This window comes from Intrasporangium sp., assembly GCF_035688975.1.
Lineage (GTDB): Bacteria > Actinomycetota > Actinomycetes > Actinomycetales > Dermatophilaceae > CALMNV01.
Map to the genome: position 1 here is coordinate 1 of NZ_DASSMH010000010.1, position 25,921 is coordinate 25,921.

The following is a 25,921-nucleotide window of genomic DNA, read 5'->3' on the forward strand; positions in this document are numbered from 1 at the left end:
GGCACGATGGTCCACCGCCACCTCCCGGCAAACGGACGCGAAACCGGAGAGGGCGGCGTACCGGACGATCGGTTGTGATCGCATGATGTCCCGGATTGTCAATCCCTGTGTCCCAGATCGTCAAGCATCGGCATCGCTGTCCTACCTACCTTCGATGTGTTGCCGCACCACGACGGCACGGATCGAGCAAGGGAGCTGGTCATGGCGGGCGCCATCGTCTTCGAGCGCACTGGGGGACCCGAGGTCCTGGAATGGACCGACGTGCACGTCGGGGAACCCGAGCCCGGCATGGTGCGCGTCCGACATGACGCGGTCGGCCTCAACTTCGCCGACACCTACTTCCGCACCGGGCTCTATCCTGCGCCGCTCCCCTCCGGCATGGGTGTCGAGGCCGCGGGTGTCGTCGAGGAGGTCGGCCCGGGCGTCACGGGCTTCGCCCCGGGTGTCCGCGTCACCTACACCGGCTCGCCCCTGGGTGCCTACAGCACCGAGCGGGTCATGCCTGTCGACAGCCTGATCCACCTGCCCGACGCCATCCCGGGGGAGACGGCGGCCGCGATGACGATGCGCGGCCTCACCTCGGCATACCTCCTCCGGCGCATCGCGCCGGACCTGACAGCCGGCGACACCGTCCTGCTCCAGGCGGCGGCCGGAGGCGTCGGCCTGATCGTTTGCCAGTGGGCCCGTCTGCTCGGCATCCGGGTCATCGGCGTCGTCTCGACGCAGGAGAAGGCCGAGGTCGCCCGGGCCCACGGCGCCGCCGAGGTCATCGTGGGCCGCGATGACACGGCCCGCCGGGTCCGCGACCTGACCGACGGCAACGGCGCGAAGGTCGTCTACGACAGCGTAGGAGCCGCGACGTATGCCGCGTCGTTGGACTCCGTGGCGCCCCGCGGACTGCTCGTGTGCTTCGGCACTGCCTCCGGCCCGATCCCGCCGATCGACGCGGTGCAGCTCGCCATGAAGGGCTCGATCAAGGTCACTCGACCCGCCCTGGCCGACTACATCCGCGACCCCGCCGAGCGCGCCGAACTCGCCGGTGAGTTGTTCGGGCACGTCGCCGCCGGCGACATCCGGATCGAGATCAACCAGCGATACCCGCTGCGGGAGGCGGCTCGCGCCCACGTCGCCCTGGAGAGCGGCGCCTCGGTCGGCTCCTCGGTGCTCACCCTCTGAGCCACCGGACGGCACCGCACACCAACCCTTTCACCAGCTGCACCACCCGACCACTCAGCACGATCGGAGGACGACGATGTCCATCAGCGCCGCACGAATCCACGCGACCTCGAACCGGCCGCCCGCCGCGTGGGAGGTGCACCGCCTCACGGCGACCCTCGGGGCCGAGATCACCGGCATCAACCTGGGCGAGGTCTCCCGTGACGACGAGCAGTTCGACGCGCTGCGCACCCTGCTCCTCACCCACAAGGTGCTGTTCTTCCGCGAGCAGGACATGAACCGTGGAGAGCACGTCGCTCTGGCCGAGCGCTTCGGCCCGCTCGAGGAGCACCCGGTGGCCCCGAGCGACCCCGAGCACCCGGGACTCGTGCGCATCTACAAGGACGTCGACAGCCCCGCGGACCGCTACGAGAACGCTTATCACTCCGACGGGTCGTGGCGGGAGGAGCCTGCGATGGGCTCGATCCTGCGCTGCATCGAGTGCCCGCCCGTCGGTGGCGACACGATCTGGGTCGACATGGTCCGCGCCTATGCCGACCTCCCTGTCTCGGTCAAGGACCAGATCTCTGCGCTGCGCGCCCGGCACAGCATCGAGGCGACCTTCGGGGCCGTCCTGCCGCGCGACCGGCGCCACGGGCTCAAGGCCACATATCCCGACGCCGAGCACCCCGTCGTGCGCACCCACCCGGAGACCGGCGAGCAGATCCTCTATGTCAACTCGTTCACGACCCATTTCGTCAACTTCCACACCCCCGAGCGGGTCACCCACGGCATCGACTTCGTCCACAGTGCCCCCGCCCTGCTGACCTATCTCCAACACCGGGCGACGATCCCCGACTACCAGGTCCGATGGCGCTGGCAGCCCAACAGCGTGGCGATCTGGGACAACCGCTCGACCCAGCACTACGCCGTCATGGACTACTGGCCCGGCCGTCGGCGGATGGAGCGCGCCGGCATCCGAGGCGACCGTCCCTTCTGATCCAACGCCACCCCGGCTCCTGCCCGGAGTGACCGCTCCGGCTCGACCCAACCGGCTCCGGCCAAGTCGCAATCCCACTTCCCGGTCACCACCACCATCTCTCAAGGAGGACCCAATGCACTTCATCGACGACTCCCTCTTCCCCGAGCTGCAGGACGACCTGGTCATCACGGCCGCTCCCTATGGCCCCGAGTGGGAGCCGGGTGACGCCCCCGGCGACATCGCGGTGACCATGGACGAGCAGGTCCAAAAGGCCGTCGACTGCTTCAACGCCGGAGCCACGGTCCTGCACATCCACGTCCGTGAGCTCGACGGCAAGGGCTCCAAGCGGCTCTCGATGTTCAACGAGCTGCTCGGGCGGCTGCGTGAGGCCGTCCCCGAGATGATCCTCCAGGTCGGCGGCTCGATCTCCTTCGCGCCGGAGGGGGAGGGTGCCGAGGCCAAGTGGCTCAGCGACGACACGCGACACATGCTCGCCGAGCTCGACCCGAAGCCGGACCAGGTGACGATCGCGATCAACACCAACCAGATGAACATCATGGAGTTGATGACGGCGGACGACATCCGCGGCACGTCCTTCGAGCGTCCCGAGCTGGCTCACACCTATCGGGAGATGACCGTCCCGGCCGGCCCGGAGTGGGTCGCAGAACACCTCAAGCGGTTGCGCGCCAACGATATCCAGCCGCACTTCCAGCTCGCCAACATCGCCCAGCTCGAGACCGTCGAGCGGCTCGTCCGGCGCGGCGTCTATCTCGGCCCGCTCAACCTCACCTGGGTCGCGATCGGCGGCGGCTTCGATGGCCCCAGCCCCTACAACATGATGGAGTTCATCCGCCGCGTGCCGGACGGAGCGAACCTCACCCTCGAGTCGATCCAGCGCAACGTCCTCCCGGTCAACGCGATGGCCATCGCCATGGGCCTGCACACGCGGTGCGGCAACGAGGACACCCTCTGGGGCAGGCTCGGCGAGCGCGCCACCTCGGTGCAGCAGATCGAGCAGTTGGTCCGGATCGCCACCGAGCTCGGCCGCGACATCGCGGACGCCAAGTCGGCCCGCGACCAGTACAAGCTCAAGACCTGGTACGACGACGTCGACGACGCCCTCGCCCGTCTCGGGTTCCCGCCCAACCGCAAGCCTGGGCAACTCGGCTTCCTCATGCACGCCTGACCCAGCGATCGCACAGAGAGTGACGAGAGATGACGACGATCACGGAGGCGACCGACCCCACTCACGGTCACGCGCTGCCGAACCGGATGCCGGGCAAGGGCTCACGGTTCTTCCCCGGTCTGGTGTTCGGCCTGACCTTCGCGTTGCTCCTGTCGGACTACATGTCCCGGCAGGTGCTCGCGGCAGTCTTCCCCCTCCTCAAGGCCGAGTGGGGGCTCAGCGACACGGCCCTGGGCACGCTCAACAGCGTCGTGGCCCTGGCGGTCGGCCTGCTCGCCGTCCCGTTGTCGGTCCTCGGTGACCGCTACGGGCGCGCCCGGGCCATCGTCGGCATGGCCGCACTGTGGAGCTTGGCCACCTTGGCCTCGGCCTGGGCGTCGAGCTACGGCGAGTTGCTCGTCGCTCGCATCCTGGTCGGCGTCGGCGAGGCTGCCTACGGCAGCATCGGGCTGGCCGTGGTCTTCCTCGTCTTCCGGCCACACCTGCGCTCCACCCTGTCCGGTGCCTTCCTCGGTGGTGGCGCGTTCGGGTCGGTCATCGGGGTCGCCCTCGGTGGGGTCATCGCGGTGCGCTTCGGCTGGCGTCCGGCCTTCGTCGTCATGGGTGTCATCGGGCTGGTGCTCGCCCTCGTCTATGCCTTCACGATCACCGAGCAGCGGCTGCGTGACCACGCGATTCCTGACCCCGCGGCGAAGCTCGAGCCCGAGACCACCGCGCTGATGACCAAGGCTCGCTTCCGGACCCTGGTCTCGACACCGGCCGTCATCATGGCCTATCTCGGCAGCGGACTGCAGCTCTTCATGACCGGCACCCTCCTCGCCTGGTTGCCGAGCTTCTTCAACCGCACCTACGGGATGACCCCGGACCGGGCGGGCAAGGTCTCCGCGCTCTTCCTGCTCCTCCTCGGGGTGGGCATGATCGGGACCGGTCTGATCAGCGACCGGGTCAGCCGTGGGGTCACGCAGCGCAAGTGGACCAGTTCCATCGTGTATGCCGTGCTGAGCCTGGTGTTCCTCGTCTCCGCCTTCTCGTTGGGTCGGGGACCGGCTCAACTCGCCCTGCTCGCCGTGGGTGCCTTCTTCGTCTCCGGCCCCGCCGGACCGGCGGGAGCGATGGTGGCGGCCCTGACGACCCCGTCGATCAGGGCGACCGCCTTCGCCACGCTCGCCCTGGCCAACAACGTCCTCGGGCTGGCTCTCGGTCCGATCGTCACCGGCCGGATCGCCGACTCGATCGGGCTGGCGGGCGCCCTGCGCGTCGTGCCGTGGGTCGGCGTGCTCGCGATCCTCGCCCTGGTCGTCGGGTGGCGGACCCACCACTCCAGCCTGGCTCGGCTCGGCCTCGCCGGCGCCGGTGGTGCCACCGCATCGAACGGGTCGGTCCAATGACCCTCATCCTGGTGCCGGGCCTGCGCGGCCCCGCACCAGACCACTGGCAGGAGCACCTGGCCAGCCGTCCGGACGCCGTCCACCTGCGCACCGACCGCGAGCCGCTCGACCTCGACACGCGCGTGCAGGACCTCGACGACGCCGTGGCCGCAGCAGACCGACCCATCCTCATCGCCCACAGCGCAGGGGTGCTGACCCTCCTGCACTGGGCAGCTGGGGCCCTCCTATCGACCACCGACCGCGTGGTCGAGGCGCTCCTCGTGACCCCGCCGACGTTGGGCGAGGAACTCCCTCCGCCCTACCCGCGACTGGCCGAGCTCTCCGCCCACGGCTGGCTTCCCATCCCCATCGGCGCCCTGCCCTTCGCGGGGACCGTGTGCCTCAGCGACGACGACCCGCTCGGTCCGGTAGAGGAGGTCCGCACCTTGGCGGCAGGGTGGGGAGCCGTCGTCGTGGAGCTCGGGGCGGTCGGGCACGCCAATCCCGCCTCCGGCTTGGGGCCATGGCCGGCAATGGACACCCTCGTCACGGCCACCCTCGAAGAGTACGCCGGGGCCGGCTCGTGAGCCTCCCGCCTGCCGCACCGCTCGCGCCCAGCCGGGCCGTCTCGCCGGACCCTGCCCCAACCCGCCCCGCAAGGGGACCCGGCCCCGGAAGGGGGCGGCGCCCGGCATGCCTGGCCTGGGTTCCCGGCGTCGTCCTCGCCTTCGGCGTGGCCCTTGCAGCCCAGCAACTGCATCGGGCCGTGCCCATGGTCAACGCCGTGCTCGTGTGCATCATCCTCGGAGCGCTCGCCAGCAACCTGATCCGAATCCCCGAGGCCTTCAATCCCGGGCTCGCCGTCGCCGCACGGCGTGTGCTGCGGATCGGCATCGTGCTGCTCGGGCTCCAACTGTCCCTGACCCAGATCGCAGCGCTCGGGCCGGACATGCTGCTGGTCGTCCTCGCCGTCGTCTCCGGCGGGATCCTCGGCACACTCGCGCTCGGGCGGTTGCTCGGAGTGCCGCACGCGCAACGGCTGCTCATCGCGTGCGGCTTCTCAATCTGCGGGGCTGCCGCGATCGCAGCCGTCGAGGGGGCCATCGACCGGGACGACGAGGACGTCGCCGCCTCGATCGCCCTTGTCGTCCTCTTCGGGACGCTTATGATCCCGCTCATCCCGCTGCTCGTCCGGATGCTGTCCATCGACGCCCACACCGGCAACCTGCTCGTCGGCGCCTCCGTCCACGAGGTGGCCCAGGTCGTCGCGGCCGCATCCCTCGTCGGTCCGGACGCGGTCGGCACCGCGGTGGTCGTCAAGCTCGCCCGGGTCGCCCTCCTGGCGCCGGTTGTCGTCGCCGTCGGATGGGGTGCCAGCCGCGCCCGGGCCGGCGTCGTGGGACACTCGGGCACCACGGCATCGACTCGTGACGCAAAGAAGCCCCCGATCCTGCCGCTCTTCCTCGTCGGCTTCCTCGCCGCGTCCGTCCTCACGACACTGCTCACCCCGAGTGCCGGACTGCTTCAGCTCGCCTCCTCCCTGCAGGGGCTCTGCCTGAGTGCCGCGATGTTCGCTCTCGGGATCTCCGTCCGCATCGCCACCCTGCGCAACCTCGGGCCGCGGCCCCTCGTCCTCGGCTTCCTCTCGACCCTCTGCGTGCTCGGGATCGCCCTGGCAGGCATTCACGCGGACACCTGAGCCGACCCTCGCCCGCATGGACCTCGCACCGCCCTTCACCGATAGGGCCCGTCGCACGGCGGCACCAGTCGTCGGGATCGACGACCGGGCACGCCAGCACCGCGCGGTCCGGCTCGAGCCGCTGCCCAGTGATTTCCAAGCCTGAGCTCATGAAGCCGGCAGAACGTGGTCAAGTCAGGGCAGGCGAAGATAGCGTCGGGCACGTCGAGGTCTTCCGGATGGGCACTGTGAGAACGTCCATCATCGGAGGACCTCGACGCCGCCCCGGGGACCGACGCCCCCACCATGCTCACGCCCCACTACACCCTGACGAGAAGATTCACTGACGAGAAGATTCACTGACGAGAAGATTCACTGATTGGGATGAGCCCGTTTCCGCGACCGCCGCGAGTCCCCGCCCTGCCGGCTCGACCGAGGACTGAACCCATGCAACGCTTCATGCTCCACTCCAAGATCCACCGTGCGACGGTGACCCAGGCGGACCTGCACTACGTCGGCTCGCTCACCATCGACCGTGACCTGCTCGATGCGGCCGATCTGTGGCCGGGGCAGCAGGTGGATGTCGTCGACGTCGACAACGGCAACCGCCTGACGACCTACGCGATCGAGGGAGAGCGCGGCACCGGGATCGTGTGCATCAACGGCGCCGCCGCCCGGCTCATCCAGCCCGGCGACACGGTCATCGTCATCGCCTACGCGTGCATGGACGACGAGGAGGCGCGGGCCCACGAGGCGCAGGTGGTCTTCGTCGACGCGCACAACCGGATCGTCGAGGTGGGGCACGACGCCGGCGACGTCCCCGACGGCTTCGGCCTGAGGACCTCCGCCGTCACGGGGCGCCACCACCCCTACCAGGACGGCCAGCAGGAGCAGCGCGGTAGGGAGCAGCCGGCTGGACCGCCGGCGCCTGCGCGTCCATGAACGCAAAGAGCGGGTCGGTGTAGTCGCCCAGCCGCTCGTAGACCCGCCGGCTGCGCCGATAGACCTCGACCCGCTCGGGATCGGGGAGGAAGACCTCCGCCGCGGTGACCATCTCGTCCACCGCGGTGTCCCAGTCGGGGTGGATGCCGCTGCCGACGGCCGCGCAGATCGCCGCACCGAGCCCGGCGGCATCCGGCATCGCGGTGCGCCGCGTCGGCAGGTCGAAGACGTCGGCGAGGATCTGCATCATCAGGTCCGACCGCGACCCCCCTCCCGACACGAGCAGGGCCGAGAAGCGCCGCCGGAGGCCCTCCTCCATGGCCCGGACGTGTCCGACCATGGTCAGGGCGATGCCCTCGAGGATGGCGCGGTAGATGTGGGCGCGCCCCTGGGTGCCGTCGAAGCCGACGAGCGCGCCGCGTCGGTGCGGGGCCTCGGTCGGCGCGAGCCAGTCCATGATGGCGACGAGTCCCCCGCACCCGGGCGGCACCTCGGCGGCCTCGGCGTTGAGCAGGTCCTCGGTGCTCGACGCGCGCAGGGCTTCCGCGTCCCCCGGCGCTGCCTGCTCGATCCGGGCGACGCCGCCGTCGACGAGGCCGCGGAACCAGCTCACCGTCCACATGCCCCGGCGGATGCCGTGGCTCTCATAGAGATACTCCCCCGGCGTCGAGCCGAAGTTGACCCAGTAGCCCGCGTCGCGCGCGGTGGGCGCGGAGCCTGTCGCCATCGCCGCGATGTACGTCCCGAGCGACAGGAGGGCCACGTCGGGGGCCCGCAGGCCGCATCCGAGCGCCTCGACCGCCTTGTCGTTGGCCGTGGCGTAGACCGGCAGTCCGGCCGGTATGCCGGTCGCCTCGGCTGCTTCGGGCGTGACCGTGCCGAGCAGCTCACCCGGGGAGACCAACCCGGACAGCAGAGCGCGCGGCATACCGGTCTCGACGTAGGCCGCCGGGTCGGCCGACCACTCCGCCGTCGCCTGGTCGATGGGCCAGACGCCCTGGTAGTTGGCGCGGGTGTCGAGGAAGCGGCCGGTGAGCCGGTGCGTGAGGTAGCCGGAGGACGTCGTCACGTGCGCCACCCGGGGGTCGGCCGCGTCGTGGGGCCGCGAGACGCGCACGTCCATCCAGCTGAGGACCGGCTCCACGAGCCGGCCGTGCGCATCGAGCAGGGCCCGGCAGAACCGGATGGTGCACAGGCCCACCGCGACGATCTCGTCACGGTCGCCCGCAAACCGCTCGAGCGTCTCGGTGCACGCGTCGCGGATCGAGTCCCAGAGGTCGTCGTCGGGGTGCACGACGTGGCCGGGCACCGACGTGTCGTAGGGCCGCAGCCGACGCTGGGCTGAGGCGTGAACCCTGCCGTGCTCGTCGACGACGCAGACCTTCGTGCTCTGCGAGCCGTTGTCGATCGCCAGCAGGTAGCGCGACCTCACCACCGCCCCTGAAGGGCGGGCGCGCCGCCGTCGGGCTCCCGCAGGGGGTAGATGGTGCCCGCGTTCATGATCCCGGCGGGGTCGAAGGCGCGCTTGAGCCCCTCGAGGAGGTACCAGGCGCTGCCGTGCTCCTCGTGCACCCACGGGGTGCGGTACTTCCCGACCCCGTGGTGGTGGACCATCGACCCGCCGAGGCGCAGTGCCTCCTCGACGATGATGGCGTTGAGCGGGAGGTGGTATTCGGTGATCTCGTCGCGGGGCTCGCAGCGGATGTCGTAGTCGTAGACGAAGTAGAGGTTGGTGCCCGTCTGGTAGCTGTGCGAGGAGTGGGCGCCGAGCATGGTGAGGTCCTGCGCTCGCGGGAACTCCGACCGGATGCGTTTGACCACGGCGTCATAGAGCTCCCCCACGCGGGACCAGTCGACGGACACCTCCGTGGTGTAGCCGAGGTGGGCCTGCTCGAGCATCGCCCGCTTCTCGGCGTCGATCTTGTCCTGGCCCCAGTTGAGGCCGTCGAACCACTCCTGGATGAGCCGGGGCTCGACCCGCTCGTGGGGCCGGTCGGCGAAGACGGCTTCGATGGCCTCGGCTGTTGCGTCGGCGAGCGGCTTGGGGCCCTCCGCGACGAGCACGACGACGTTCTTGTCGCGGGAGAAATGGGCGAAGTGCTGGCGCGCGTCCTCGGCGGAGTAGGCCCGGCATACCGAGGGCCGGTAGCCGTCCGTGACCAGCGTGCGCAGTGCGTCAACCGCGTCCGGGAAGTCGTCGAGGAGGAAGCCGAAGTAGCGGTTGTTCTCCGGCTGGTAGCGGAAGACCTTGACCGTCACCTCGGTGATGAAGCACAGCGCACCCTCGTTGCCGATGACGACGTGGCGGATGTCCGGCCCGGCCGCGCGGCGCGGGACGTTCTTGATCCGGGTGACGACGCCGCCGGGGAAGACGGCCTCCAGCCCGACGACCATGTCCTCGATGCCGCCGTAGAGGGTGGAGAACTGGCCGATGGAGCGGGTCGCGACGAGGCCTCCGAGCTGAGCGATGGGCTTGCTCTGCGGGGAGTGCCCGGTCGTCAGGCCCCGGGCGCGGAGCGTGTCCTCGAGGACCTGCAGTGGCACGCCGCACTGCGCCGTCGCCATCATGTCGACCGGGTTGATGTCGAGGATGGCGTCCATGGCCGAGCCATCGAGCACGACGGTGTCCTCGACGACCGTCTCGAGCCCGCCCTCGGTGGCCGTGCCCCCGGTGCGCGGGACGATGTTGAGCACCTCGTCCTGAGCCAGCTTCAAGATCCGGGCCACCTGCTCGGTGGAGCGCGGCCGGACGATTGCGGCCGGGATGGGCCCGTCGTAGATGCCGTGGACGGCGGTGTACTTGCGGAAGCGGTCGACGCTCGCTTCGCGCAGGGCTTGCTCGTCGGTGATGACATCACCGGGGTCGAGCAGGGCGGTCAGGCGCCGGGCGATGGCGTCGCGGCGCAGGCGGGAGCGGGAGGCAACCATGGGGATCACGTCTTTCTGTGGGGCGCGAGGAGTGCGAGGGACGCGGCGGTGCCTCAACGGACGAGGTAGCCGCCGTCGACGACGAGGACATGGCCGTTGACGTAGTCGGACGCGCGGCTGGCAAGGAAGACCACCGCGCCCATGAGGTCGCTGACGTCCCCCCACCGCGCGGCCGGGATGTGCTCGACGATCCGGCGGTCGGCCTCCGGGTCCGAGCGGGTGGCCTCGGTGATGGCCGTGGCGAAGTAGCCGGGCGCGAGCGCGTTGACCTGGATGTTCGAGGCGCCGAGCTCGTCGCAGTACGCCTTGGTGAACCCGACGATCCCCGCCTTCGTGGCGGCGTATGCCGGCGAGGCGCGGCCGCCGAGGAAGGAGAACAGCGAGGCGACGTTGATGATCTTCCCGGCGCCCTGCGCGACCATGACCCGGCTCGCCTCGTGGGCCAGCTCGAAGGCGGCCGTGAGGTTGACCGAGACCATCGGGTCCCACTGCTGGCGACCGAAGTCCTCGACGTCGGCGAGCAGGCAGATCCCGGCCGAGTTGACGAGGATGTCGAGGCCGCCGAGCTCCTCGACGCAGGTGCGCACGACGTCTGCCGGCACGCCGGCCTGGGTGATGTCGGCCTTGAGGAACGCCATCCGGCGGCCCTCGGCCTCGATGAGGCGAGCCGTCGTGCCGTCGTCCTCGCCGAGCCCGGCGACGAAGACGTCGGCGCCTGCCTTGGCGAGCGCCACGGAGAAGGCCCGGCCGAGGCCGGTGTTGCCGCCGGTGACGACGGCTCGCCGGCCGGCCAGGGAGAACCGGTGCAGCCCGAAGTCCTCGATGCTCATGCCCGTCCTCCCGCGAAGGGGTCGGCGATGCCGACGTAGCACGTCTCGAGGTACTCCCCGATGCCCTCGAGCCCGCCCTCGCGGCCCAGCCCGGACTGCTTGAGGCCGCCGAAGGGGGCGGCCGGGTTGGACACGACCCCGGTGTTGAGGCCGAGCATCCCGGTCTCGAGCTCCTCGGCCATCCGCAACGCGCGGCCCAGGTCCCGGGTGTAGACGAAGCAGACGAGCCCGAACGGGGTCGCGCCCGCGACGGCGACCGCCTCCTCCTCGGTGTCGAAGGCCACGACCGAGGCGACGGGGCCGAAGACCTCCTCGTCGAGGATGTCCGCGCCCCGCGGCACGTCGGTGAGCACGGTCGGCTCGAAGAAGTAACCGGGGCCCTCGATCCGCCCGCCGCCGACCGCGAGGCGGGCCCCGCGCGCCACGGCGTCGTCGACGAGCCGGCTCACCTTGGCCACGGCCGCCTCGTTGATGAGCGGCCCGAGCCTCGAGTCGGGGTCGGTGCCGCGGCCCACCGGGTAGCCGGCCATGCGCTCGGCGAGGGCGCGCCCGAAGTCCTCGGCGAGGCTGCGGTGCACGAGGAAGCGGTTGGCCGCCACGCACGCCTCGCCACCGTTGCGCAGCTTGGCGACGAGGGCGCCCTCGACCGCCGCCTCGAGGTCGGCGTCCTCGAAGACGATGAAGGGGGCGTTGCCACCGAGCTCCATCGACACGCGCAGCACCTGGTCGGCCGACTCGGCGATCAGGCGGCGTCCCACGGCCGTCGAACCGGTGAAGGACAGCTTGCGCAGCCGGTCGTCCTTGAGCAGCGGCCCCGTGACCCCGCCGGGGTCCGTGGTCGGGATGACGTTGAGCACGCCCGGCGGCAGCCCCGCCTCCTCGAGGACCTGCGTCAGGAGCAGCGCGGTGAGCGGGGTGAGCTCGGCCGGCTTGAGGACCATGGTGCAGCCCGCGGCCACGGCCGGGGCGATCTTGCGGGTGGCCATGGCGAGCGGGAAGTTCCACGGCGTGATGAACAGGCACGGCCCGACCGGCCGCTTCGTCACGAGCAGGCGGTTGCCGCCGTCCGGCGCGGTCGCGTACCGGCCCGAGACGCGGGGCGCCTCCTCGGAGAACCACCGGAGGAACTCCGCCCCGTAGGCCACCTCGCCATGGGCCTCCGCGAGTGGCTTGCCCATTTCCAGGGTCATGGACAGCGCGAAGTCGTCGGCGCGGGCCGTGACGAGCTCGAAGGCGCGCCGCAGGATCTCCGCGCGGGCCCGCGGCGCCGTCCGCCCCCACGATCGCTGCGCCTCGGCGGCCGCCGCGAGCGCGCGGACCCCGTCCTCGGGCCGGGCGTCGGCCACGCTTCCGAGCACCGTCGCGCGGGACGGGTCGAGCACCTCGAAGCGGGAGCCGTCGGCCGCGTCGGTCCACCGCCCGTCGATGTAGAGACCGGTCGGGATGCGCTCGAGCAGGGCGCGTTCGGTGTCGTCGGTCACAGGGGTCCTCGCCGCTGGCGTCGTCGCGGTCGGCGGTGCGGTCGTCACGGGCGTCGTCATGGTGCTGTCCTTCGCGGTCGGGTGGCTGGGCTCGAGGATGGCCGGAGGCTCAGAGGCGCAGGTCGCGCCCGATGAGGTCCTCGTAGAGCCGCAGCGGTGTCATCTCGCCGGCCCGGTCGCCGTAGCTCGCCCGGGCCCGGCGGTAGACCTGCTCCACGAGCGCGGACACCTCCGCCGGCACGCCCACCGCGCGGGCGAGGTCGACGGACAGCCCGAGGTCCTTGCAGGCGAGCGCGATGGCGAACCCCTCGTCATAGTCACCGTCCCGCAGCACCGAGAGGACGTCGCGCTCGACGAACGTGCTGTTGGCAGGGCTCGCGACGAGCGCGTCGCGCAGCACGGCGAGGTCGACCCCGGCCTTGACCCCGACGGACAGCACCTCGGCGGTGGCCACCAGGTGGGAGAACCACAGCTGGTTGATCATGAGCTTGACGGCATACCCCGCGCCGTGGGCACCGACGTGGAGGATCCGCTCCGGGTCGCCCATCGCCTCGAGGACCGGCCGGACCCGGGCGACGTCCTGCGCGTCGCCGCCGACGAAGATCTGCAGCGTCCCCTTCGCCGCGCCGACCGACATGCCGCTCACGGGGGCGTCGAGGATGCGCAGCCCGCGGTGCGCCTGCTCGGCGCGCACCTGGTCGGCCACCTCGGGCACCGAGGTCGACATGTCGATCCACGTGCCGCCGTCCCGGATCCCGGCGAGTATGCCGCCCGGCCCGGTCACGACCTCGGCCACGTGACGCGGGGTGGGCAGCATCGTGATGACGAGGTCGCTGGCCGCGGCGACCTCGGCCGCGGTCTCACCCCAGCGCGCGCCAGCGGCGAGGAGCTGCTCGGCCGCCTCCTTACGCACGTCGTTGACCACGAGGGCGTAGCCGGCCTGCTGGAGGTTGCGGGTCATGCCCGAGCCCATGCTGCCGAGGCCGATGAAGCCCACCGTGGGGCGGGCGGGTTCGCTGGTCATGCGTAGATCTCCTGCGTCCTGGTCGGGTTGGCGGTCACGCGGGTGGCGTGTAGAAGGGGTTGGAGACGCTCGTCCGGGCCGCGAGCACCGCGTCGAGGCCCGGCATACCGCTCATGCCGTTGCGCAGCGCCTCGCAGGTCGCCTCCCGGTTGTTGCGGTAGACGGCCTCGGCGTCGTCCGCGCCGGGGTTGACCCACACCGCGGCGATGATGACGTGGGAGTCGGCGTGCTCGGCCGGGATGACGCCCTCGGCGACGGCGTCGGCCACACCGCCGGCGACCCCCGCCTGGGCCGGGCCCCAGATGTGCACGCCGTGCGCGTCGCTCGCCGGTGCCGCCTTGGAGACGAAGAGGGTGAGCGGCTTGACCGGGAGGGACGGGCGCAGCACGGCGACGAAGGGCACGTGCCCGGCGCTGGGCGACCCGAGCGCCGTGGCCCATGCCGTGCCGGCCGGCCCGCTGCGGTCACCGAAGACGGTGTTGACGTGGGCCGCGTTGACGCCGTCACCGACGAAGCACTCCCCGATGGCGAAGCGCGCCTCGCTCACTTGACGAGCCCCGTCTCCTTGAGCCACTCGGTCGCGACGTCCTGGGGGTCCTCGCCGTCGACGTCGACCTTGGCGTTGAGCTTCTGCATCACCTCGGTGGTGAGCTTCGGCGACATGAGCGCCATGACGTCCGCGATCTTCGGGTACTTCCGCAGGACGTCGGCCTGGAGGGTGAAGCCGCCCTGGTAGACCGGGAAGAACTGCTTGTCGTCCTCGAGGACGGTCAGCCCGAGGGCGCTGATGCGGCCGTCGGTCTGGAAGACCTCGCCGAAGTTGCAGTCCTGCCCCTTCTGCGTGGCCGTGTAGATGACGCCGGTGTCGAGCATCTTGACGTTGCCGCTCGGCACGTCGAGGTTGTAGGCCTTCTTGAGCCCCGGCCAGCCGTCGTCACGCGTCGAGAACTCGCTCTCGATGCAGAAGGTCTTGTCCGCCTCGGGCAGCTTCGCGAGGTCGCTCAGCTTCGTGACGCCGAGCTTCTTGGCCTCGTCCGAGCGGATGGCGAAGGCATAGGTGTTGTTGAGCGGCGCGGGGTCGACCCAGGCGATGCCCTTGGCCGCGTCGGCCTTCTTGACCGCCTCGAACTGGGCCTGGGCGCCCTTCACCGGGGCGGTGTTCTTGTTGTAGGTGATCCACGACGTGCCGGTGTACTCCCAGTAGCCGAGGAACTGCTTGTTCTCAAGCGCCTGGCGCACGTTGGCAGAGCCCACGAGCTTGGTGTTGGCCTGCAGGCCGGCACCGTGCGCGTTGAGCAGGTCCGTCGTGAGGTAGGCGAGGATGTACTGCTCGGAGAAGTCCTTCGAGCCGATGGTGCCTGTGAGGCCGGTGAGCTCCTTGCCGTCGCCCCCGCCTGCCTGGCCACCGGCGGTGGCGTTCCCCGCCGGCGCGCCGTCGCTGCTGCCGCCGCAACCGGCGAGGGCGAGGCTGAGTGCGACCGCGCCGGTCGCGATGAGCGTGATCTTCATGAGGGTGTCCTTCTACTGGTGCGGCGGGGTCGCCGAATGAACTGGTGGAGGTGGAGAGCTGTCGGGATGCCGGAACCGGTCCGGCGCTGGTCAGAGGCCCTTGGGCCGGACGCGCTCCTCGACGAGGCCGGCGGCCCAGTCGATGAGGATGGCGATGCAGGCGACGAGGACCGCCCCGACGACGAGCACCGGGAAGCGCTGCAGCTTCAGGCCGTTGACGATCATGTCGCCGAGGCCGCCCGCGTTGATGAAGGTCGCGATCGTCGCGACCCCGACGCAGAAGACGAGGGAGGTGCGCAGTCCCGCGAGGATGACCGGCGAGGCCAGGGGAAGCTCGATGTGGCGCAGGACCTGGTTGGGGGTCATACCCATCCCGCGCGCCGACTCCCGGATGCTGTCGTCCACCTGCTCGAGGCCGGTCAGGGTGTTGCGCAGGACTGGAAGGAACGAGTAGGCCACGAGAGCGACCAGGGCCGTGGCGAAGCCGGTCTGCCACACGATGGCCAGCAGGATCACGACTCCCACCGCAGGCGTCGCCTGGCCTATGTTGGCCAGCCCCAGGACCACGGTGCGGAACGCCTGCCAGGGCACGCGGAAGACGAGGACGCCGAGCGGGATGGCGAGGACGGCGACCAGGGCCGAGGCGGCCACGGTGAGCAGCAGGTGCTCACCGACCCGTGCGCCGATGTAGCCGGCGTTGAGGGTGCGCCGCTCGATGGAGTCGAGCCCCGTCGTGGCGACGTAGGCCATGGTGGCGCCGAAGACGACGGCCACCACGAGGGGGGCGGCGGTGCGGCGCAGTGCCGCGCCGAGCCGGGTGGTCGAGTCCCGCCCCTCGAGGATCTCCGCGGCCGAGGTGATGGACACGGCTCACACCCCCGACCGGCGCACGGCGGCGGCGGTGTCGAGGCACGCGGAGATCGAGGCATGGGTGAGGGACCCCATGACGGCGCCGTCGGCGCGGGTCACGTTGACCCGGTCGCCGCCCGTCAGCACGAGCAGGTCGAGCGCGTCGCGCAGCGTCGCCGACTCCTCCACGGCAGGGGCACCGGGCGCCCCTGCGTCGAGCTCCCCCGCCAGGACGGGGATGAGCGCCAGCCGCTTGAGGGCCGAGCCGTGGCCGATGAAGGACCGGACGTAGTCGTTGGCGGGTGCGGCGAGGATCGCAGCCGGGGTGTCGAACTGCTCGATCCGGCTGCGGTCGCTGAGCACGGCGATGCGGTCGCCGAGGCGGATCGCCTCGTCGAAGTCGTGGGTGACGAAGATGATCGTCTTGCCGATCTCCGACTGCAGGCGCAGGAACTCGGCCTGCAGCTTCTCACGGGTGATCGGGTCGGTGGCCCCGAAGGGCTCGTCCATGAGCATGACGGGCGGGTCCGCCGCGAGGGCGCGGGCCACGCCTACGCGCTGCTGCTGGCCGCCGGAGAGCTGGCGGGGGTAGCGCCTGGCGAAGACGGAGGGGTCGAGCTGCACGGTGTGGAGCAGCTCCTCGACCCGCTCGGCGATCCTGGCCTTCGTCCACCCGAGGAGCTTCGGCACGGCGCCGATGTTGTCCGCGATGGTCATGTGCGGGAAGAGCCCGATCTGCTGGATGACGTAGCCGATGTGTCGCCGCAGCTGGTTGGGGTCGATGGACAGGACGTCCTGTCCACCGATCCGGATCGACCCGGACGTCGGCTCGATGATCCGGTTGATCATCTTCATCGTGGTCGTCTTGCCGCAGCCGCTCGGCCCGACGAACATCACCAGCTCGCCGGGGGCGACGTGCATCGAGAAGTCCTCGACGGCCGAGACCGCCTGACCGGCATACGTCTTCGTGACGGCCTCGAGCTCGATGCTGACGCCGCGGTGCTGCCCGGCGAGGGCGGAGATGCTTGCGGAGGTGGTGTGCTCAGGCACGGAGACCCCTTGAGGTGGTGAGGCGGGCGATGACGAGGAAGGCGGCGTCGACGAGCAGCGCGAGGATGACGACACCGACCGTGCCGGTGAGCGCGTAGTTGAGCGCGTTGCGCGAGCCGAGGGACGACAGCCCCTTGAAGATGTACTGGCCGAGCCCAGGACCGGCGACGTAGGCCGCGATGGCCGCGATCCCGATGGTCAGCTGGGCCGCGACGCGCACGCCCGTGAGGATGACCGGCCACGCCACGGGCAGCTGGATCCGTAGCAGCACCCGGAAGGGCACCATCCCCATGGCCCGGGCCGACTCGAGCACCTCGCTCGGCACCTCGCGCAGGCCGACGACGGTGTTGCGGATGATCGGCAGGAGCGAGTAGAAGACGAGCGCCACGACGGTGGGCCCCCACCCGAGGCCGAGGACCGGGCTGAGGAGTGCGAGCAGCGCCAGGGAGGGAATCGTCAGGGCGATGCCGGCCGACGTGATGGACACGGACCGAGCCACGGGCCGGTCCCAGGCGAGGGCGCCGATCGAGATCCCGATGACCATGGCGAGCACCAGGGACACGGCGACGACGGCGAGGTGCTGGAGCGTCAGCACGAGGATGTCGTCCCACCGCCGTTCGAGGAACGTCGGCAGCCCACGCAGTCCGTCCACGGGGCGCTCCCTTCTCTTCGTTGAGGTGGGGGAACCGTACGGGCCCTTGAGTCATAGCAGCAATAGCAGTTGCACATATGGCAACTGCCTCTGCTACCGTGGCCGACATGACCAGCCAGCACAAGCCCACCGCCTCGCGCCGCAACACGTCCGGGCTCGCCCGCGACATCGAGGTGCTCGAGGCGCTCGGTCTGCCGGAGGCGGTGCAGGCGGGAGGGCTGGGCGTGGTGCGCATCGCCGAGATCACCGGCCGGGAGAAGACGGTCATCTCGCGCACCCTGGCCACGCTGGCAGACGCCGGGGTGCTCGCCCGCAACGCGGAGACGCTGTCCTACCGGCTGGGTCCCCGGCTCTTCGCCCTCGCCGCGCGCACGGCTGAGTCGACGCTCGTGGCGGAGGCCCGCCCCTACCTGCGGCGGATCGCCCGGCATACCGGGGAGACGAGCCACCTGTCGGTCCTGCGGGGCGGCAACGTCCTCACGCTCGTCAGCGAGCTCAGCCCGCACCAGTTCCGCACCGCCGGCTGGGAGGGCGTGACGACGGCGGCCTGGCGCACCCCGTCGGGTCGGGTCCTGCTCAGCGACTGGGACGACGAGGACCTCGCAGCGTGGTACGCGCAGCACGGGCAGGACCGGCCGACCGTGGGACCGGGGCGCTCCGACGTCTCGGGCTCACGCTTCGCCGTGCTCGACACGCCGTCCGAGGGGTCGGCCCAGGTCCGGTCCCTCGACGACCTGCGCGCCCAGATCGCCCGCATCCGGGAGACGGGCTACGCCATCTCCGACGAGGAGCTCGAGGTCGGGGTCGTCGCCGCCTCGGCACCCGTCACCGACTTCACCGGCCGCATCATCGCCGCCGTCAACGTCAGTGCCCCGAAGGCGCGCATCCCCGGCCGGCTCGATGCCCTGGGCCAGTTCGTCGCCAAGGCGGCCCGGCCGCTGTCCGCCCACCTCGGCGGCGCCTGACCGGCGGGCACCTCTCCGGCCCGAGGACCGGCGCCCCGCCTGCGCCGCCCTCCCGAGCGCCGTTCAGGCGGCGCGTGACGCCGACGAGGGGCCGTCGTAGGCCCGAGTGACGGCGTTGCGGAGGCGGCGGTGCGGCCACGTCAGGCCGAGGAGGGCCACGAGCCCGAGACAGATCCCGGCGCAGATGGCGACGCCTCGCCACGGGTCGGTGTGCTGGCCCACCCAGCCGGCGCCGAGGTAGGCCAGGCCCGCGGCCGCGACGGACACGGCACCGGCCAGGCTGAAGATGCGGCCCCTCAGCTCGGGCGCGGTCACCAGCGTGAAGGTCGTCTGGACGGGCACCATGAAGCACTGGCTCATCCCGCTGACGAACCACAAGGCCGCGAGGGCCGCCAGCGGCGGCTGGAACGCGGTGGCGAGCAGCGGAACCGGCATGGCGAGCGCGAGGGGCATCACGAGGGCGTTCTGCCGGTGCACGTCGGACCGCGAGATGAGCAGGATCCCCAGCACCGCGCCCGCGACGGGTGCCGCCATGAGCAGCCCTCCCCAGCCGCTCGAGCCGGCGAGCGGGATGGCGAGCGCCTCCGGTGCGCCGACGCCCAGGGCCGCCACGGCGCTGAGCGCCAGGAGGCGGGCCAGGATGGGGTGCCGGACGAGGTCGCCGGCCGCCCGTCGCAGGTCGCCGAGGAAGCCCCGCACGCCGCTGCCCCGATCCCCGTGCACCGGCCGCAGCTCGACGACCACCGCGAGCACGACGGCGCCGAGGACGAACGAGGCCAGGTCGATGAGCAGGCCCGCGCGCGGGCCGAGGAGGGCGACGAGCCCCCCGCCCATGGCGAGCCCGATCGCCTGGTTGAACTGCTCCGAGAGGGCGTTCAGGCCGATCGCCCTGGCATAGAGGCGACGGTCCTCGAAGAGGTCCGTCAGCATGACCATCGACGAGGCGGTCGCCGCGCCTCCCACCGCCTCGAGGACGACGAGCAGGACGAAGACGGACCACAGCGGCGCGGCGCGCACGACGACGATGATCAGCCCGATGACGCAGAGCGCCCGCACCACGTGCGACCCGACGAGCGCCACCTTGTAGGGCAGCCGGTCGACGACCGGCCCGACGAGGCTGCGCCCGAAGACGGCGGGCAGGAGGCTGACGGCCAAGGTGGTCGCCGTGGCGAGGGGCGACCGCGTCCGCTCGAAGACGATGCCGGCGATGGTGACGCGCGCGATGTAGTCGCCCCACAGCGACAGCGCCCCGACGAGGAAGATGGGCAGGTAGCCGCGCACCCGGAGGGCGTCGGCATACGAAGGCATGCCATCACCACCCCTGTGCGTCGCCACCCCTAGACGCTACTGCCCCGTGGCGAGTCATAAAAGTTGAAATTCATCGCATGTCGGGCACGCCGGCCCACCCGGCGCCACAGCTCGGTGAGTTGTGCCGCCTCGGCGGGGCCGCGCCCGAGGATGCGGCCCATCCCGTCGGCGTCCCGGACGTCCGACGGGACCGCATCCACCGCGCGCCCCCGCCACAGGACCCCGGCGTTGCGCAGGCCGGCGGCGAGCAGCCACGCCTCCCGCAGCGCATGGGCGTCCTCGGCCGTGAGCAACCGGGCATCCTCCAGGGCGCCCAGCGTCTGGAGCGTGCCGGTCACCTGCAGGGCCGGCACGTCGTGGGCGTGGCACATCTGCAGCAGCTGCGCGGTCCACTCGACGTCGGTGAGGCCGCCGCGGCCGAGCTTGAGGTGCGTCCCCGGGTCCCCGCCGCGAGGCAGCCGCTCGGACTCCATCCGGGCCTTGAGGGTGCGGATGTCGCGCCGCTGGGCCGCCGTCAGGCCGGCCGCCGGCCACCGCAGCGGCGCGATCAGGCGCAGGAACTCCTCGGCGAGGTCCTCGGGCCCGGCTACCGGGGTGGCGCGCAGCAACGCCTGGAACTCCCACGTGAGCGCCCACCGCTCGTAGTAGGTCCGGTACGAGGCGAGGCTGCGCACCAGCGGCCCGTTCTTGCCCTCGGGACGCAGGTCGGCGTCGACCGTCAGCTGCGGTTCGGGCCCTGCCCCGGCGAGCAGCTTCTTCAGCTCCTGCACGACGAGGGTGGCCTGCTGCTGCACCTGCTCCTCGGCGGAGCCCGGGTGCGGTCGGTGGACGAACATGACGTCGGCGTCGGAGGCGTATCCCGGCTCGCCGCCGCCGAAGCTGCCCATGGCGACGATGAGTACGTCACCACCGAGCGGGGCTCCCTCCCTGGCCTCGACGGCGTCGACGGCCACCTCGAGGACCACCTCCAGGGTGGCGGCCGTCAGGTCCGTCAGGGCGGCGCCGACCTGGGGCAGGTCGACGGCCCCGACCAGGTCCGCGGCGACGATGCGCAGCAGCTCATGACGGCGGATGGAGCGCACCGCGGCGGCCGCGGCTCCCGGCGACTGACGCCGGCCCGCGGCCGCGCGCATGACCGTGACCAGCGCCTCCCGGGTGCGGGGCACGAGGCCGCCCACCTCGCCGAAGACGGCGACGCTCTCCGGCGAGCGCACGAGCAGGTCCGCCGCGAGGCGGCTGCGGGCCAGGCAGTGGGCCAGCCAGTCGGCCGCCCGCCCCTCGTCCCGCAGCATCTTGAGATACCAGTGCGTCGTGCCGAGCTCGTCGCTGACCCGGCGGAAGGAGAGCAGCCCTGCGTCGGGGTCGGCCTCGTCGGCGAACCAGCCCAGCATCACGGGCAGCAGCGTGCGCTGGATCGCGGCGCGCCGGCTCACACCGCTCGTCAGCGCGGAGATGTGCCGCAACGCCCCTGCCGGGTCCCGGAAACCCAGCGCGGCAAGTCGCTCCCGGGCAGCCTCCGGCGTCAGGCCGGCCTCGGTGGGTGCCAGCTTGGCGACGGCGGCGAGGAGCGGGCGGTAGAAGAGCCGCTCGTGGATGCGCCGCACCTCTCGGGCGGTGGCCTGCCGGTCGGCGACGACCGCGTGCTCCGGGTCCGTCCGGTGGCCCATCGCGCGGCCGAGCCGCCGCAGGTCGGCCGGGTTGTCCGGCATGAGGTGGGTTCGCCGCAGCCGGAACAGCTGCACCCGGTGCTCGATGCACCGCAGTCGGCGGTAGGCCTCGTCGAGGATCGCCGCGTCGTCCCGGCCGACGTATCCGCCCTTCGCGAGGGCGGCGAGCGCCTCGAGGGTCGTGGCCGAGCGCAGGTGCGGGTCGGTGCGGCCGTGGACCAGCTGGAGCAGCTGGACGCTGAACTCGACGTCGCGCAGGCCCCCCGGCCCGAGCTTGAGCTGGCGGGCGGCCTCATTGGCCGGCACGTGCTGCTCCACTCGTCGGCGCATGGCCTGGACGTCCTCGACGAAGTTCTCCCGCCCGGCGGCACCCCACACCAGGGGGGAGATCTCGGCCTTGTAGCGCAGGCCCACCTCCTTGTCCCCGGCGGAGACCCAGGCCTTGAGCAGCGCCTGGAACTCCCACGTCTTGGCCCACCGCTCGTAGTAGGCCCGGTGGCTGCGGATGGTGCGCACGAGCGGCCCCTGTTTGCCCTCCGGCCGCAACGCCGCGTCCACCGGCCACAGGGTGCCCTCGGCCGTCGGAGCCGAGCACGCGCGCATGAGGCCGGTCGCCAGGGTGGTGCCGATCCGCAGCGCGACGTCCTCGTCGGCGCCCTCCGCGGGCTCGGCGACGAAGATGACGTCGACGTCGCTGACGTAGTTGAGCTCTCCCCCGCCGGTCTTGCCCATCCCGATGACGGCGAGCCGGCACTGCTCGTGCCCGGGGCCGTAGTCCTCCCGGGCGATCGCGAGACCCCCCTCGAGCGCCGCCTCCGCCAGCTCGGCGAGCGCCTCGCCGATGGACGGCATCTCGGCGAGCGGGTCGGGCGCCGTGAGGTCACGGGCGGCGATCCGCAGCAGTCCCTGCCGGTAGGCCACGCGCAGCGCGTCGAGTGGCGTCCGGTCGCCGCGACCCGCGCCGACCGCCTCCAGGACCTGGGCCCGCACCTGCTCGGCCGTATGCCGCTCGGCCCGCGCGGCGTCGAGCCAGTGCTCCGGGTGCCGCACGAGATGGTCGACGAGGGCGGAGGAGCCGCCCAGGACGGCCAGCAGCCGCTCGCGTCCCGGCCCCTCGGTCGTCAGCTCCGACACGAGGCGGGCCAGTCCGGTCGACCCGTCCTCCGGGCGGCTGGCGAGCGACTCGAGCAGCCGCACCAGGCCGAGGAGGGCGAGGTCGGGGTCCGCGGTCTCCCCCAGCGCACCGAGGAGGTCGTCCGGGACCTCCCCGCCGCCTGCCTCCGCGAGCGGCGCGAGCGCCCGGTCGGCGAGCAGGGTGGCCGCCTTGGGCAGGTCGAGGAACCCGCAGCGGGCGAGCGTGCCCGCCGTCGACGTGCTGCGTGGTGCCATGGGCGGGGTCAGAGCCGGGTCAGGTAGCGGTCGAGCTCGAAGCGGCTGATCTCGCGGCGGTAGTCGGCCCACTCCTGTCGCTTGTTGCGCAGGAAGAACTCGAAGACGTGCTCGCCGAGGATGTCGGCGACGAGCTCGCTGCGCTCCATCACCTCCAGGGCCCGGCCGAGCGACGCCGGCAGCGGGGCGATGCCCATGGCACGGCGCTCGGCGTCGGTGAGACTCCACACGTCGTCCTCGGTCTCCGGCGGCAGCTCGTAGCCCTCGGCGATGCCCTTGAGGCCCGCACCGAGGAGCACGGCATACGCCAGATAGGGGTTGCACGCCGCGTCGAGGGAGCGCACCTCGATCCGGGTCGACTGGCCCTTGCTCGGCTTGTGCATCGGCACGCGCACGAGCGCGGACCGGTTGTTGTGCCCCCACGTGAGGTAGGCCGGGGCCTCCCCGCCGCCCCAGAGCCGCTTGTAGGAGTTGACCCACTGGTTGGTCACGGCCGCGATCTCCGCGCCGTGCACGAGGAGGCCGGCGATGAACTGCCGGCCGACGCGGCTCAGCTGGTAGGGCGCGCCGGCCTCGTAGAAGGCGTTGGCGTCGCCCTCGAAGAGCGAGAGGTGCGTGTGCATCCCCGACCCGGGGTGCTCGGAGAACGGCTTGGGCATGAAGGTGGCGTAGATCCCCTGGGTCAGGGCCACCTCCTTGATGACCGTGCGGAAGGTCATGATGTTGTCCGCGGTGCTGAGGGCGTCGGCATACCTCAGGTCGATCTCGTTCTGGCCGGGTGCGCCCTCGTGGTGGCTGAACTCCACCGAGATGCCCATGCTCTCCAGCATCGTGATGGCGGCGCGCCGGAAGTCGTGCCCGGTGCCGTGCGGCACGTGGTCGAAGTAGCCGGCGTCGTCGACGGGGACGGGGCGGCCGTCGGGGCCACGCTCGTGCTCGAGGAGGAAGAACTCGATCTCGGGGTGCGTGTAGAAGGTGAACCCCAGGTCGGCCGCGCGGGTCAGGGCGCGCTGGAGGACGTGCCGCGGGTCGGCGAAGCTCGGCGAGCCGTCCGGCTGCTGGAGGTCGCAGAACATCCGGGCCGTGCCCGGGCTCTCTCCACGCCACGGCAGCACCTGGAACGTCGCCGGGTCGGGGACCGCCAGCATGTCGGCCTCGAAGACGCGGGCGAAGCCCTCGATGGCCGACCCGTCGAAGCCGATCCCCTCGGCAAAGGCTCCCTCCAGCTCCGCGGGCGCGACGGCCACCGACTTCAGCGTCCCCAGCACGTCGGTGAACCAGAGGCGCACGAAGCGGATGTCGCGCTCCTCGATGGTGCGCAGCACGAACTCTTCCTGACGGTTCATGGCTCGATCCTGCCGCACTCCCTGTTCACAGGGGTAGTTCACCTGCCCCGGACCGAGAGCCGCATGCGCTGACCGCCATAGGTGGCCTCCTCCACGGTGATCCGGGTGCCGATGCCGGCCACCCTGGTCGAGGCCCACGGGTGGTCCGCCGCCCAGTACCGGTTCGGGTCCGTGTCGTCGAACGGCTGGCGCCGGTTGCCGAGGAGCGCGCCGTCGGCCTACCAGACGAGCAGGCCCTTCTGGTAGGGGAAGCGCGCCTACCTCCTCGTCGGGGCGCACGGTCGGGCGCCGTCGGCCACTCGACCAAGCCGGAGGCTCCGGTGGCACGTTCCTGCCCACGTCTGTGGCGACACGACCCGAGCGACCTTGTCGGCGTGCCACCATCCGGGGAGTGCCGCTCGAATGGCCTGTGCCGGTGGCCCGTTCGCCCGCAGCTATGCTCGGGCACATGACCGAGAGCACGCCGGGAGGTCGCGAGCCGGCTCAGGACGAGCCGAGCCCCTACGGCGCCGGGCTCAGGAGCGGCTCGCAGGTGCGTCGGGTCCGCATCCCCCACCTGCAGGCGCTCAAGCGCGACGGGCGCAAGTGGGCCATGCTCACGGCATACGACATGTATGCCGCCCAGATCTTCGACGAGGCCGGCATCCCAGTGCTGCTCGTCGGCGACTCTGCCGGCAACAACGTATTCGGCTACGACACAACGGTTCCCGTCACGCTCGACGAGCTCCTACCGCTCGTGCGCGCGGTGGCCCTCTCGACGAGTCGGGCCATGGTGGTCGCCGACCTTCCCTTCGGCACCTACGGCGCGTCCCCGCAACAGGGCTTCGACAGCGCCGTCCGGCTCATGAAGGAGGGCCGGGCGCACGCCGTCAAGCTGGAGGGCGGACGCGCCATGGTCCCCACGGTCGAGCTGCTGACCCGCGCCGGCATCCCGGTCATGGCGCACGTGGGGTTCACACCGCAGAGCGAGCACCAGTTGGGCGGCTACCGGGTGCAGGGCCGGGGCGACGCGGCCGACGCGCTCGTCGACGAGGCGCGCGCCCTCGAGGGGGCGGGTGCCTTCGCCGTCGTCCTCGAGATGGTCCCGGCGCCCGTGGCGGCCCGCGTCACGGCGGCCCTGTCGATCCCGACGGTCGGGATCGGCGCGGGTCCGGGCACCGACGCGCAGGTGCTCGTGTGGTCCGACTTCGCAGGGCTGCGGGCGGGCCGGAGCCCCCGCTTCGTCAAGCACTACGCGGACCTGCGCACGGTCCTCCTCGCCGCGGCCCGCACGTATGCCGCCGAGGTGGAGTCCGGAGCCTTCCCGGGCCCGGAGCACTCCTTCGGGGAATGACGGCCCGAGGCCGGGCGGAGTGGGGGCGGCTACTCCTCGCCGCCTCCGTCCGGGCGGGCGCCCTTCTCGTTCCACGCACGGTCCTCGGCGTCCCAGCGCTCGGTCCGGCGTCGGGCGGTCTCGAGGGCGTCGCGGGCCTCCGCCTCCGTGGCGTAGGGCCCGAGGACCGTGGCGCCGGGGCTGCGCTCCTCGTCGGTCTCGACCCTGCCGGTGTCGACGTTGTACCAGAAGCTCATCGCGCGCCTTCCTTCCGTGCTTCCGAGGCGCCGCGCCGCCGGTG

At 71.7% G+C, this 25,921-nt stretch carries 24 protein-coding genes and 1 pseudogene; 10 read left to right on the forward strand and 15 right to left on the reverse strand.

Features of this window, described 5'->3' with window-relative positions:
* The first annotated feature begins 201 nt into the window (after window positions 1-201).
* The 6 genes from VFJ94_RS00895 to VFJ94_RS00920 all read left to right on the forward strand — a co-directional run bounded on the left by VFJ94_RS00895 (window position 202) and on the right by VFJ94_RS00920 (window position 6,389).
* Window positions 202-1,176 carry a quinone oxidoreductase gene (locus tag VFJ94_RS00895; RefSeq protein ID WP_325002281.1) on the forward strand — a complete coding sequence of 325 codons (975 nt, stop codon included), beginning with the start codon at window positions 202-204 and terminating at the stop codon, window positions 1,174-1,176.
* A gap of 76 nt (window positions 1,177-1,252) precedes the next feature.
* Entirely contained in the window at window positions 1,253-2,155 is a 903-nt protein-coding gene (locus VFJ94_RS00900) for a TauD/TfdA dioxygenase family protein (RefSeq protein ID WP_325002282.1), read from the forward strand.
* Between the two features lie 115 nt (window positions 2,156-2,270).
* On the forward strand, window positions 2,271-3,323 hold the full coding sequence (locus VFJ94_RS00905; protein WP_325002283.1) for a 3-keto-5-aminohexanoate cleavage protein: 1,053 nt from the start codon (window positions 2,271-2,273) through the stop codon (window positions 3,321-3,323).
* 29 nt (window positions 3,324-3,352) lie between these two features.
* The gene (locus VFJ94_RS00910; RefSeq protein ID WP_325002284.1) at window positions 3,353-4,711 is read left to right on the forward strand and encodes an MFS transporter; all 1,359 of its coding nucleotides are present in this window, start codon (window positions 3,353-3,355) and stop codon (window positions 4,709-4,711) included.
* Window positions 4,708-5,277, forward strand: a complete 570-nt coding sequence (locus VFJ94_RS00915) for an RBBP9/YdeN family alpha/beta hydrolase (RefSeq protein ID WP_325002285.1) — start codon at window positions 4,708-4,710, stop codon at window positions 5,275-5,277. Before VFJ94_RS00910 ends, VFJ94_RS00915 begins: the two co-directional genes overlap by 4 nt.
* The gene (locus tag VFJ94_RS00920; RefSeq protein ID WP_414654529.1) at window positions 5,274-6,389 is read left to right on the forward strand and encodes a YeiH family protein; all 1,116 of its coding nucleotides are present in this window, start codon (window positions 5,274-5,276) and stop codon (window positions 6,387-6,389) included. Before VFJ94_RS00915 ends, VFJ94_RS00920 begins: the two co-directional genes overlap by 4 nt.
* Window positions 6,390-6,444: 55 nt before the next feature.
* Here the strand turns inward: VFJ94_RS00920 and VFJ94_RS00925 are convergent.
* Window positions 6,445-6,592, reverse strand: a pseudogene (locus VFJ94_RS00925) (ISL3 family transposase); the annotation flags it as partial.
* Between the two features lie 223 nt (window positions 6,593-6,815).
* Here VFJ94_RS00925 and panD point away from each other — a divergent pair.
* Entirely contained in the window at window positions 6,816-7,310 is a 495-nt protein-coding gene (panD, locus tag VFJ94_RS00930) for an aspartate 1-decarboxylase (RefSeq protein WP_325002287.1), read from the forward strand.
* Here panD and VFJ94_RS00935 read toward each other — a convergent pair.
* From VFJ94_RS00935 to VFJ94_RS00980, 10 genes are all read right to left on the reverse strand, one after another.
* Window positions 7,219-8,742 (reverse strand): FGGY-family carbohydrate kinase, encoded by a 1,524-nt coding sequence (locus VFJ94_RS00935; protein ID WP_325002288.1) that lies wholly within the window; start codon window positions 8,740-8,742, stop codon window positions 7,219-7,221. The two genes, panD and VFJ94_RS00935, sit on opposite strands and share 92 nt — an antisense overlap.
* Window positions 8,739-10,238, reverse strand: coding sequence for an FAD-binding oxidoreductase (locus VFJ94_RS00940; RefSeq protein WP_325002289.1), 1,500 nt, complete (start codon window positions 10,236-10,238; stop codon window positions 8,739-8,741). The genes VFJ94_RS00935 and VFJ94_RS00940 overlap by 4 nt, the downstream gene beginning before the upstream one ends.
* 53 nt (window positions 10,239-10,291) lie before the next feature.
* Window positions 10,292-11,068 (reverse strand): SDR family oxidoreductase, encoded by a 777-nt coding sequence (locus VFJ94_RS00945; RefSeq protein ID WP_325002290.1) that lies wholly within the window; start codon window positions 11,066-11,068, stop codon window positions 10,292-10,294.
* The gene (locus VFJ94_RS00950; RefSeq protein ID WP_325002291.1) at window positions 11,065-12,609 is read right to left on the reverse strand and encodes an NAD-dependent succinate-semialdehyde dehydrogenase; all 1,545 of its coding nucleotides are present in this window, start codon (window positions 12,607-12,609) and stop codon (window positions 11,065-11,067) included. The genes VFJ94_RS00945 and VFJ94_RS00950 overlap by 4 nt, the downstream gene beginning before the upstream one ends.
* Before the next feature lie 49 nt (window positions 12,610-12,658).
* On the reverse strand, window positions 12,659-13,573 hold the full coding sequence (locus tag VFJ94_RS00955) for an NAD(P)-dependent oxidoreductase (RefSeq protein WP_325002292.1): 915 nt from the start codon (window positions 13,571-13,573) through the stop codon (window positions 12,659-12,661).
* A gap of 34 nt (window positions 13,574-13,607) precedes the next feature.
* A complete protein-coding gene (gene fae / locus VFJ94_RS00960; RefSeq protein WP_325002293.1) occupies window positions 13,608-14,120 on the reverse strand; it encodes a formaldehyde-activating enzyme in 513 nt (170 codons plus the stop codon).
* Complete coding sequence (locus VFJ94_RS00965; RefSeq protein ID WP_325002294.1) at window positions 14,117-15,082, reverse strand: glycine betaine ABC transporter substrate-binding protein; 966 nt, start codon at window positions 15,080-15,082, stop codon at window positions 14,117-14,119. The genes fae and VFJ94_RS00965 overlap by 4 nt, the downstream gene beginning before the upstream one ends.
* Window positions 15,083-15,172: 90 nt before the next feature.
* A complete protein-coding gene (locus VFJ94_RS00970; RefSeq protein ID WP_325002295.1) occupies window positions 15,173-15,949 on the reverse strand; it encodes an ABC transporter permease in 777 nt (258 codons plus the stop codon).
* Window positions 15,950-15,952: 3 nt separating this feature from the next.
* Window positions 15,953-16,981 (reverse strand): ABC transporter ATP-binding protein, encoded by a 1,029-nt coding sequence (locus VFJ94_RS00975; protein WP_325002296.1) that lies wholly within the window; start codon window positions 16,979-16,981, stop codon window positions 15,953-15,955.
* Window positions 16,974-17,633, reverse strand: a complete 660-nt coding sequence (locus tag VFJ94_RS00980; RefSeq protein WP_414654531.1) for an ABC transporter permease — start codon at window positions 17,631-17,633, stop codon at window positions 16,974-16,976. Before VFJ94_RS00980 ends, VFJ94_RS00975 begins: the two co-directional genes overlap by 8 nt.
* Before the next feature lie 107 nt (window positions 17,634-17,740).
* Between VFJ94_RS00980 and VFJ94_RS00985 the strand changes: the two genes are divergently transcribed.
* Entirely contained in the window at window positions 17,741-18,598 is an 858-nt protein-coding gene (locus VFJ94_RS00985; protein ID WP_325002297.1) for an IclR family transcriptional regulator, read from the forward strand.
* A 63-nt stretch (window positions 18,599-18,661) separates the two neighbouring features.
* Here VFJ94_RS00985 and VFJ94_RS00990 read toward each other — a convergent pair whose 3' ends face one another.
* Genes VFJ94_RS00990 through glnA form a run of 3 tightly spaced genes read right to left on the reverse strand, consistent with a single transcriptional unit; the run spans window position 18,662 to window position 24,308 of the window.
* Window positions 18,662-19,906, reverse strand: a complete 1,245-nt coding sequence (locus VFJ94_RS00990) for an MFS transporter (protein WP_325002298.1) — start codon at window positions 19,904-19,906, stop codon at window positions 18,662-18,664.
* Between the two features lie 29 nt (window positions 19,907-19,935).
* Complete coding sequence (locus tag VFJ94_RS00995; protein ID WP_325002299.1) at window positions 19,936-22,962, reverse strand: bifunctional [glutamine synthetase] adenylyltransferase/[glutamine synthetase]-adenylyl-L-tyrosine phosphorylase; 3,027 nt, start codon at window positions 22,960-22,962, stop codon at window positions 19,936-19,938.
* Window positions 22,963-22,970: 8 nt separating this feature from the next.
* Window positions 22,971-24,308: a type I glutamate--ammonia ligase gene (gene glnA, locus VFJ94_RS01000; protein WP_325002300.1), complete on the reverse strand. Its 1,338-nt coding sequence runs from the start codon at window positions 24,306-24,308 to the stop codon at window positions 22,971-22,973.
* A gap of 105 nt (window positions 24,309-24,413) precedes the next feature.
* Between glnA and VFJ94_RS01005 the strand changes: the two genes are divergently transcribed.
* Window positions 24,414-24,554: a hypothetical protein gene (locus tag VFJ94_RS01005; RefSeq protein ID WP_325002301.1), complete on the forward strand. Its 141-nt coding sequence runs from the start codon at window positions 24,414-24,416 to the stop codon at window positions 24,552-24,554.
* A 202-nt stretch (window positions 24,555-24,756) separates the two neighbouring features.
* Window positions 24,757-25,641: a 3-methyl-2-oxobutanoate hydroxymethyltransferase gene (panB, locus tag VFJ94_RS01010; RefSeq protein ID WP_325002302.1), complete on the forward strand. Its 885-nt coding sequence runs from the start codon at window positions 24,757-24,759 to the stop codon at window positions 25,639-25,641.
* A 29-nt stretch (window positions 25,642-25,670) separates the two neighbouring features.
* On the opposite strand, the gene VFJ94_RS01015 is transcribed toward panB, so the two are convergent.
* Window positions 25,671-25,877: a methionine aminopeptidase gene (locus VFJ94_RS01015; RefSeq protein ID WP_325002303.1), complete on the reverse strand. Its 207-nt coding sequence runs from the start codon at window positions 25,875-25,877 to the stop codon at window positions 25,671-25,673.
* Between the last annotated feature and the right edge of the window lie 44 nt (window positions 25,878-25,921).

Excerpts from the sequence above, each read along its gene's own strand:
- VFJ94_RS00895 (WP_325002281.1), top strand. The coding sequence starts at position 202 with ATGGCGGGCGCCATCGTCTTCGAGCGCACTGGGGGACCCGAGGTCCTG.
- VFJ94_RS00900 (WP_325002282.1), top strand. The coding sequence starts at position 1,253 with ATGTCCATCAGCGCCGCACGAATCCACGCGACCTCGAACCGGCCGCCC.
- VFJ94_RS00905 (WP_325002283.1), top strand. The coding sequence starts at position 2,271 with ATGCACTTCATCGACGACTCCCTCTTCCCCGAGCTGCAGGACGACCTG.
- VFJ94_RS00910 (WP_325002284.1), top strand. The coding sequence starts at position 3,353 with ATGACGACGATCACGGAGGCGACCGACCCCACTCACGGTCACGCGCTG.
- VFJ94_RS00915 (WP_325002285.1), top strand. The coding sequence starts at position 4,708 with ATGACCCTCATCCTGGTGCCGGGCCTGCGCGGCCCCGCACCAGACCAC.
- panD (WP_325002287.1), top strand. The coding sequence starts at position 6,816 with ATGCAACGCTTCATGCTCCACTCCAAGATCCACCGTGCGACGGTGACC.
- VFJ94_RS00940 (WP_325002289.1), bottom strand. The coding sequence starts at position 10,238 with ATGGTTGCCTCCCGCTCCCGCCTGCGCCGCGACGCCATCGCCCGGCGC.
- VFJ94_RS00945 (WP_325002290.1), bottom strand. The coding sequence starts at position 11,068 with ATGAGCATCGAGGACTTCGGGCTGCACCGGTTCTCCCTGGCCGGCCGG.
- VFJ94_RS00950 (WP_325002291.1), bottom strand. The coding sequence starts at position 12,609 with ATGACGACGCCCGTGACGACCGCACCGCCGACCGCGACGACGCCAGCG.
- VFJ94_RS00955 (WP_325002292.1), bottom strand. The coding sequence starts at position 13,573 with ATGACCAGCGAACCCGCCCGCCCCACGGTGGGCTTCATCGGCCTCGGC.
- VFJ94_RS00965 (WP_325002294.1), bottom strand. The coding sequence starts at position 15,082 with ATGAAGATCACGCTCATCGCGACCGGCGCGGTCGCACTCAGCCTCGCC.
- VFJ94_RS00985 (WP_325002297.1), top strand. The coding sequence starts at position 17,741 with ATGACCAGCCAGCACAAGCCCACCGCCTCGCGCCGCAACACGTCCGGG.
- VFJ94_RS00990 (WP_325002298.1), bottom strand. The coding sequence starts at position 19,906 with ATGCCTTCGTATGCCGACGCCCTCCGGGTGCGCGGCTACCTGCCCATC.
- VFJ94_RS00995 (WP_325002299.1), bottom strand. The coding sequence starts at position 22,962 with ATGGCACCACGCAGCACGTCGACGGCGGGCACGCTCGCCCGCTGCGGG.
- glnA (WP_325002300.1), bottom strand. The coding sequence starts at position 24,308 with ATGAACCGTCAGGAAGAGTTCGTGCTGCGCACCATCGAGGAGCGCGAC.
- panB (WP_325002302.1), top strand. The coding sequence starts at position 24,757 with ATGACCGAGAGCACGCCGGGAGGTCGCGAGCCGGCTCAGGACGAGCCG.
- VFJ94_RS01015 (WP_325002303.1), bottom strand. The coding sequence starts at position 25,877 with ATGAGCTTCTGGTACAACGTCGACACCGGCAGGGTCGAGACCGACGAG.